This window comes from Stenotrophomonas sp. STEN056 (genome assembly GCF_056759635.1).
In genome coordinates, this window is record NZ_JBRRDL010000057.1 from 1 (window position 1) to 7,941 (window position 7,941).

The window sequence follows — 7,941 nt, forward strand, 5'->3', positions numbered from 1 at the left end:
GGGATTGGGGATTGGGGATTCGGGATTGGGGATTCGGGATTGGCGGGGTTGTAGGTCGATTGGCGAAGGTGCTGGGGTTTCATCTCAGCCTGCGGTTGGGAGCTGGGCGCTATCCACATCGCCTGTGCGGCAGGCCGCGCACAAGCTGTGGATAAATGCGGGCAGCCCTTGCGGTACACGCTTTTCAAGCCTGTGGTGAAAATTTGTCCAGGTGCCGCCTGGGGGCGGACGCCCGCCGGGCCGGCGGGGGTGAGGGCGGTATGCGAGAATCCGCCAATTCTTTGTCTCTGAACGGATTGCCGATGTTCCGAATTGCCATTGCCACGCTGTTGGCTGCGGTCAGTCTCACCGCCTGCGCGCAGCAGACGCCGCCGGCCGCTGCCACCGCCAGTGCTGCCGCCCCCGCAGTGGAGGGCCCGGTGGAGAAGCGCGTGCGTGATGCGCTCAAGGAGCTGGACCCCAACTTCAAGCCGGAGTACATCGGCGCGGCGCCGTTCCCCGGCTTCCGTGAGGTGATCGTGTCCGGGCAGGTGCTCTACGTCACCGACGATGGCCGCTTCCTGATGCAGTCGCAGCCCTACGACATCGAAAAGCGTGCGATGGCCACCAGCACCGGCCTGCTGCAGTACCGCCGTGGCCTGCTGGCGACCCTGCCGCATGCCGACCGCATCGTGTTCGCGCCGCCGAATGCCAAGTACACCATCAGCGTTTTCACGGACATTGAGTGCGGTTACTGCCGCAAGCTGCATCAGGACGTTGCCGAGTTGAACCGCAACGGCATTGCCGTCGAATACCTGGCATTCCCGCGCATGGGCCTGGGCAGCAAGGATTACACCGACATGATCTCGGTCTGGTGTGCCGACGACCGCAAGGCGGCGTTGACCGCAGCCAAGGGTGGTGCGGCGGTGCCGTCCCGGAGCTGCACCAACCCGGTGGCCATGCAGTACAACCTGGGCCAGCAGCTGGGCATCAACGGCACCCCGGCGATTTTTGCCGCAGATGGCAGCCAGTTGGGTGGCTATCTGCCGCCGGCACAGCTCAAGGCGGCGCTGGAGCGCATTGGCACGGCGGCTGCTGGCAGCCGCTGAGTCCAGCGCTGCTGTAAAGCACCAGAAAAACGCGCCCCTCCTGGCAACAGGCGGGGCGCATTGCTTTACGGGGGATGGAACATGGGCGCTCGCTGGCATCTGGCCATGCGCGGGCGGGTCATTGCCCCGGCGCGGCGGAGAATCTGCAAAAACAAACGCCCCTGCTGCGCAAACAGCAGGGGCGTTTCCATTCCCCATCCCCTGAGGCGTTGGATTCAGACCGTTGCCGGGGCTGTTCAGCAATAATCCCCGGTGCTGAACGCCGACAAGGCCTGCCGGGCACGTCGGCCCGCCGGAGCGGGCCGGGGCAATGCCACCGGCGGGGCTGAAGATAGTGGCGGCAGAATGTAATGCAGCTTTTCATGTGGTCCGCGCGGACAGCCTGTCCCGGCTGGCTTGCGCCGGCTGAAGCGGCCGCGGACGGGCCGGCGCATGAAACGGGGCTGAGGCGGCGGACTCCGGTACAATGCCGGGCCCGATTCCCACCATGGTCTCCCGGACATGATCGTCCTCGAGGGCGCAGCTGCCCTTTCGCCGTTCCGCCGCGAACGTCTTGAATCCCGCCTGCAGTCCATCGCCGCCGACCTGTGTATTGCCGGTGCCTGGCACGTCTATTTCACCCAAACAGCAGATGCCGGAGCGGTCGACCTGACCACGCTGGGCCGCATCGTGCAGGGCCAGCCACAGGCTGCCGAACGCGCGGATGGCGCGATTTCGCGCTACGTGGTGCCGCGCCTGGGCACGTTGTCGCCCTGGTCGAGCAAGGCCACCGAGCTAGTGCGCGGTGCCGGCCTGGCGATCCAGCGCGTTGAGCGCGGTACCCGCATCGACCTGAGCGGCTGGCCGTCCGACCCGGCACAGCAGGCCGCCGTGGCCAAGCTGCTGCACGACCCGATGACCCAGTCGCTGCTGGAAGACATCGACCAGGCGCAGGCGCTGTTCAGCAGCATGGCGCGCGGCCAGCTGGAGCGTATTGGCCTGGCTGACCTGGAGGTGGCCAACAAGCGCCTGGGCCTGGCCCTGGCCGACGACGAAATCGAGTACCTGCGCCAGCGCTACACCGAGCTGGGCCGCGATCCGTCCGACGTTGAGTTGATGATGTTTGCGCAGGCCAATTCCGAGCACTGCCGCCACAAGATCTTCAACGCCAGCTGGACCATCGATGGGCAGGAGCAGGACCGCTCGCTGTTCAAGATGATCAAGAACACCCACCAGCAGACCCCGCAGCACACGCTCAGCGCGTACAGCGACAACGCGGCGGTGATCGAAGGCGAACCGGCCGCGCGTTACCGCCCGGACCCGGCCACCGGCAAGTACCGCAGTGAAGCGGTGGTGCCCAGCGCCTTCCAGATCAAGGTGGAAACGCATAACCACCCGACCGCGATTGCCCCGTTCCCGGGCGCTGCGACCGGCGCCGGCGGCGAGATCCGCGACGAAGGTGCCACCGGCCGTGGCGGCAAGCCCAAGGCCGGCCTGACCGGCTTCTCGGTCTCGCACCTGCGCATCCCGACCCTGCCGCAGCCGTGGGAAGCGCCGCGCGCGCTGAACCCGCGCATGGCACCGGCGCTGGACATCATGCTCGACGGCCCGCTCGGCGGCGCTGCGTTCAACAACGAGTTCGGCCGCCCGAACCTGCTGGGCTACTTCCGCAGTTTCGAGCTGCCCGAAGACGGCATCACCCGCGCCTACGACAAGCCGATCATGCTGGCCGGCGGCCTGGGCGCGATTGATCGCGTGCAGGTGGACAAGCTGCGCCTGCAGGACGGCGACATCGTCATCGTGCTCGGTGGCCCGGCCATGCTGATCGGCCTGGGCGGCGGTGCCGCTTCGTCGGTGGCCTCGGGCGAGAGCGCCGAAGACCTCGACTTTGCCAGCGTGCAGCGCGACAACCCGGAAATGGAACGCCGCTGCCAGGAAGTGATCGACCGTTGCGTGGCCATGGGCACCGACAACCCGATCAAGTTCTTCCACGACGTCGGCGCCGGTGGCCTTTCCAACGCCATCCCGGAACTGCTGCACGACTCCGATGTCGGTGGCGTGATCGACCTGGGCAAGGTGCCGACCGACGATCCGTCGCTGTCGCCGCTGGAACTGTGGTGCAACGAGTCGCAGGAACGTTACGTGCTGGGCATCCCGGCCGAGCGCTTGGCCGAGTTCAGCGCCATCTGCGCACGCGAGCGCTGTCCGTTTGCCGCAGTGGGCATTGCCACCGCCGAGGAACGCCTGGTCGTGGCCTATGGCGCGACCCCGGGCAACATCCCGGCCGATGCCCCGATTGACCTGCCGATGGACGTGCTGTTCGGCAAGGCGCCGAAGATGCACCGCGACGCTGTGCATCCGGCCGCGCCGCGCTGGCCGCAGCTCAAGACCGCCGGCATTGACCTGCACGATGCCGGCCTGCGTGTGCTGGCGCACCCGACCGTCGCATCGAAGAGCTTCCTGGTCACCATCGGTGACCGCAGCGTGGGCGGTTTGACCGCGCGCGAGCAGATGATCGGCCCGTGGCAGCTGCCAATGGCCGACGTCGCCATCACCCTGGCCGGTTTTGACACCTACGCCGGTGAGGCGATGTCGCTGGGCGAGCGCACGCCGCTGGCGTTGCTCAACGCGGCCGCTTCGGCACGCATGGCCGTGGGTGAAGCCATCACCAACCTGTGCGCCGCGCCGGTGCTGTCGCTGGACACGGTGAAGCTGTCGGCCAACTGGATGGCCGCCTGCGGCCACAACGGCGAAGACGCACTGCTGTACGACGCGGTCAAGGCCGTGGGCATGGAACTGTGCCCGCAGCTGGACATCAGCATCCCGGTGGGCAAGGACTCGCTGTCGATGCAGGCGCAGTGGCAGGCTGACGGCCAGGCCGAGAAGTCGGTATCCCCGGTGTCGCTGGTCATCACCGCGTTTGCGCCGGTGGCCGATGCACGCCAGCAGCTCACCCCGCTGCTCGACCGCGAAACCGAAAGCGAGTTGTGGCTGATTGGCCTGGGCGCGGGCAAGCAGCGCCTGGGTGGCTCGATCCTGGCGCAGACCCAGGCCGACCACAGCGCTCTGCCGGCCTTTGCCGGTGAAGTGCCGGACCTGGATGACCCGCAGCGCCTGCGGGGCTTCTTCGAGCTGATCCGCGACGCGCGCGAAGCCGGCCTGCTGCTGGCCTATCACGACCGCAGCGATGGTGGCGCGTTTGCCGCGTTGTGCGAAATGTCGTTCGCCTCGCGTCAGGGCCTGGATATCGTGCTTGATGCTTGGGGCGATGATCCGTTCCGCAGCCTGTTCAATGAAGAACTGGGCGCCGTGGTGCAGATCGCCAAGGAAGACCGCGCCGCGTTCGCCGACCTGGTCGAGCGCCATGCCTTGACCGAATGCGCGCAGCGCATCGCACGCCCGACCACCGCGCCGGTGGTGCGCGTGCAGTTGGGTGGCGAGAGCCTGGCCGAGTGGCGTTGGGAAGAATTGTTCGACGCCTGGTGGTCGGTGACGCACGCCATGCAGAAGCTGCGTGACAACCCGGAAGCGGCCGACCAGGAGCGCGCCATTGCCCGCAACTTCAACGCACCGGGGCTGAAGCCGAAACTGGCGTTTGATCCTGCCGAGGATGTGGCTGCGCCGTTCATCGCCACGGGTGCGCGGCCGAAGGTGGCGATCCTGCGTGAGCAGGGCGTCAATGGCCAGATCGAAATGGCCAACATCTTCGAGCGTGCCGGTTTTGATGCCTACGACGTGCACATGAGCGACCTGATCGAAGGCCGCGTGCAGTTGTCGGACTTCCGTGGCTTGGCTGCGTGTGGTGGCTTCAGCTACGGCGACGTGCTGGGTGCCGGCCGTGGCTGGGCAACCTCGGTCCTGGAGCGCCCGGCGCTGCGTGAAGCGTTTGCCGCGTTCTTTGCGCGCACCGACACCTTCGCACTGGGCGTGTGCAACGGTTGCCAGATGATGAGCCAGCTCAAGGACATCATTCCCGGTGCCGAGCATTGGCCCAAGTTCCTGCGCAACCGCAGCGAACAGTTCGAGGCACGTACCGCGTTGCTGGAAGTGCTGGAGTCGCCGTCGATCCTGCTGCGTGGCATGGCCGGCTCGCGCCTGCCGGTGGCAGTGGCACACGGCGAAGGCCGTGCCGAGTTCGACAGTGCCGTGGACCAGGCCGCTGCCAGCATCGCGCTGCGTTACATCGACGGTGACGGCCGCGTGGCCGAGCAGTACCCGCTGAATCCGAACGGTTCGCCGGACGGCATCACCGGCCTGACCAGCACCGACGGCCGCGTCACCATCCTGATGCCGCACCCGGAACGCACACCGCGCACGGCCAACCTGAGCTGGGCACCGAAGAGCTGGGGCGAAGACTCGCCGTGGCTGCGCATGTTCCGCAATGCGCGCGTCTGGTGCGGCTGAAACGGCAACGCGAAAGAAAATTTTCAGTTGAATTGAAGAAAGTCTGAAAACGCCCGCAGGCCAAGGCCTGCGGGTTTTTTTGTGCCTTTTCCCAGCGCCGGCGCCGTACGCCAGGGTCTGTACCCGCCGTGATGCGCACAGCGTTGTTTCCAAAAATCTAATCTTGAAAATCTCAATCTATTTTGGGATTTGTGACGCATGCATCAACTGTTTGGCAAACAGTCAGAAATTTGACGTTCTGCAGTGCGTGTCTTCAACTCCGCTCCGTCCTGCAGCCATCGCCAGCGCAAGGGGATTCAGAGCGATGTCCGCCCACCGGCCAAACACCGGCACGCCCCGTACAGGGAGACCAGGAACACCGTACCCGACAGAGCCCCAGGGCGGGCTTTTGTGCGCCGGTGGAGTGACTTCTTTCGTACGCACAAAACCCAGTTCACTCAGGAGCAATGTGATGAATCGGATTTATCGCAAGGTTTGGAACAAGGCGTTGGGGCAGATGGTGGTGGCATCGGAACTTGCAGCGTCCGATTCGTCCGGTGTGGTGGTGGATCAACGCAACGGCGGGCAGCGCTTGCAGGCGCTGGTCATCGCCGTTGCGTTGGCGCTGGCTGCAGGTGTTGCGATACCGGGCGTGCAGGCGCAGTCACTGGCCGTGGGCGGTTCTGGCAAGTGTGTGGTGATGGGCAGTGCGGAGCTGCAGGACTGTGCATTGGCCGGTACCGCGGTGGCATCGGCTGCCAATGCAACCGCCTTGGGCGCATCGGCACGTGCCACTGCCGCCAACAGTGTCGCGCTGGGCGCCAACTCGGTGGCTGACCGCGCCGGTACTGTCTCGGTGGGCAACGCGGGCAACGAACGGCAGATCACCAATGTTGCCGCCGGCAGTGCCGCAACCGATGCGGTCAACAAGGCCCAGCTCGATGCCGTGGCAGTTGTCGTTGGTGAAACGCAGCGCTATTTCACTGCCAATGGTGCAGCGGACGGCAGCGACGATGCCGTGGCCAGCGGCGCGGGTGCAACGGCGGCCGGTGTCGGCTCGCAGGCCAGTGGTGCGGAGAGCACTGCGGTGGGCAGCTACAACGCCGCTGCTGGTGATTACAGCAGCGCGATGGGCTATGTGAACACCGCCAACGGCACCAACAGTTCGGCGGTGGGCAACTTCAACCAGGTCGATGGTGAGAACAGCAGTGCGTTCGGTTTTGCCAACCTGGTGGACGGCGACAACGCCACGGCGATTGGCAGCAATGCGATGGCTTCGGGCCACTACAGTTTCGTCGCCGGTGACAGTGCGACTGCAGGCGCGGATTATGCGTTGGCAGCCGGTGCATCCAGTACTGCAAACGGTGAGCGCAGTGTGGCCATGGGCGCCGGCGCGTGGGCCGAGGCCGAACGCAGCATCGCCCTTGGTGCGGATTCGGTGGCTGATCGCGCCAACACCGTGTCGGTGGGCAAGGCCGGCGCCGAGCGCCAGATCACCAATGTCGCGGCGGGCACCGAAGACACCGATGCAGTGAACAAGTCGCAGTTGGATGACGTGGCTGCGGTGGCAGACAACACCGACAAGTACTTCAAGGCTACCGGCAGTGCCGATGGTGATGCCGGTGCATTTGTGGAAGGTGACGGTGCAACCGCAGCCGGTGAATCGGCCAGCGCGTTCGGCAACGGGGCCTCGGCATTCGGCAACGCGGCCAATGCGGTTGCCGATGGCGCGACAGCGGTGGGCATGAATGCCCTTGCCAGCGGTCGGAACAGTGCCGCTTTTGGCCAGAATGCCAGCGCCACCGGGCTGGGTGCGGTGGCGCTGGGTGGCAATGCGGTGGATGGGAATGGTGATCCGCTGATTACGTCCGAAGGTACGCCTGCCAGCACGGGCGCGACCAGTGCCGGTGCAAGCGGAACCGCATTGGGCGCCAGCGCCCGTGCCAATGGAAGGCAGTCCACGGCGACAGGTGCGGTTGCCAATGCGCGAGGGGATTTCAGTACAGCCAACGGCTCAGCGAGCCTGGCCGCCGGGGAAGGCACCACGGCCCTGGGCTACAACGCAAAGGCCTATGACGCGGGCAATGTGGCGGTGGGGCGTGATGCGTCGGCCTATGGCGCCGGGAGCCTGGCTATTGGCGATGCCGCGCGCACGGGGATGGATGTGCTTGGGTTGAAGGTCGTCAGTGCGGTTGCAGTGGGTAATGCCAGCATGGCGCTGACTGATCAGGCTACGGCAGTCGGTGCAAATACGGCGGTGTTTTCAGCGCAGGGAACGGCGCTGGGATACAGGGCCCAGGTAGCGGCCGACAACGCGGTGGCACTCGGTGCCGACACGGTGGCTGATCGTGCCAACAGTGTGTCGGTGGGCAAGGCCGGTGCCGAGCGCCAGATCACCAACGTCGCCGCCGGTACCGAAGACACCGATGCGGTGAACAAATCGCAGCTGGATGTCGTTGCTGATGTGGCCGAAGGCACGCAGCGCTATTTC

3 protein-coding genes are annotated in these 7,941 nt (G+C 65.9%); all 3 read left to right on the forward strand.

The genetic code is table 11. The features are described 5' to 3' along the window. The first annotated feature begins 302 nt into the window (after positions 1-302). Positions 303-1,088 carry a DsbC family protein gene (locus tag ACVOLO_RS17825; RefSeq protein ID WP_481571663.1) on the forward strand — a complete coding sequence of 262 codons (786 nt, stop codon included), beginning with the start codon at positions 303-305 and terminating at the stop codon, positions 1,086-1,088. Positions 1,089-1,589: 501 nt separating this feature from the next. After that, positions 1,590-5,471, forward strand: a complete 3,882-nt coding sequence (gene purL / locus ACVOLO_RS17830) for a phosphoribosylformylglycinamidine synthase (RefSeq protein ID WP_481571664.1) — start codon at positions 1,590-1,592, stop codon at positions 5,469-5,471. 451 nt (positions 5,472-5,922) lie between these two features. Next, a partial coding sequence (locus ACVOLO_RS17835; RefSeq protein WP_481571665.1) for an ESPR-type extended signal peptide-containing protein occupies positions 5,923-7,941 on the forward strand: 2,019 nt, incomplete at its 3' end.

Excerpts from the sequence above, each read along its gene's own strand:
- ACVOLO_RS17825 (WP_481571663.1), top strand. The coding sequence starts at position 303 with ATGTTCCGAATTGCCATTGCCACGCTGTTGGCTGCGGTCAGTCTCACC.
- purL (WP_481571664.1), top strand. The coding sequence starts at position 1,590 with ATGATCGTCCTCGAGGGCGCAGCTGCCCTTTCGCCGTTCCGCCGCGAA.